The organism is Flavobacterium sp. I-STPP5a, assembly GCF_009764685.1.
Classification (GTDB): Bacteria; Bacteroidota; Bacteroidia; order Flavobacteriales; family Flavobacteriaceae; genus Flavobacterium.
The window spans coordinates 1-474 of sequence record NZ_VHLM01000067.1; the positions used below are offsets into that span (position 1 = coordinate 1).

The window sequence follows — 474 nt, forward strand, 5'->3', positions numbered from 1 at the left end:
ACTATAGTTTGATAATTACCAAGCTAAGTTAACTTTTAATTCAAATTCGTCGTTAATTGTTTTGTCTCCTAAGTCAGAGAAAAATGAACCTGAGCCATATTTAATATCATATTTAGTTCTATCAACTTTTAAAGTTGTAGTTGCAGTGTTTCCTTTAACTGTAATATCAAAAGTAATTGGTTTAGTAATTCCTTTGATTGTTAAATCAGCAGTTACAGTATATAAACCTTTTCCTTTTCCGCTAATATTTTTGAAAACTAAGTTGGCTGTTTTGTGTTTTTCAACACCAAAGAAATCTTCAGCTTTTAAATGTCCATCTAAATTTTCTTTACCTTGACCAGCTTTTAAATCGGTAGTATTAATAGTTGTCATGTCAACATTAAAAGTTCCACCTTTTAAAACTTTTCCTTTGAATACTAAAGCACCATCTTGTAAATTGATTGTTCCAGTATGTGAACCCGTTACTTTTTTACC

Annotated in this window: 1 protein-coding gene; it reads right to left on the minus strand. The window is 29.3% G+C overall.

The genetic code is table 11. The annotated features are described in order from the left end of the window. Nucleotides 1-15: 15 nt before the first annotated feature. Nucleotides 16-474, minus strand: a 459-nt coding sequence (locus FJV36_RS12890; protein ID WP_158981182.1) for a YceI family protein, incomplete at its 5' end; no start/stop codon positions are given.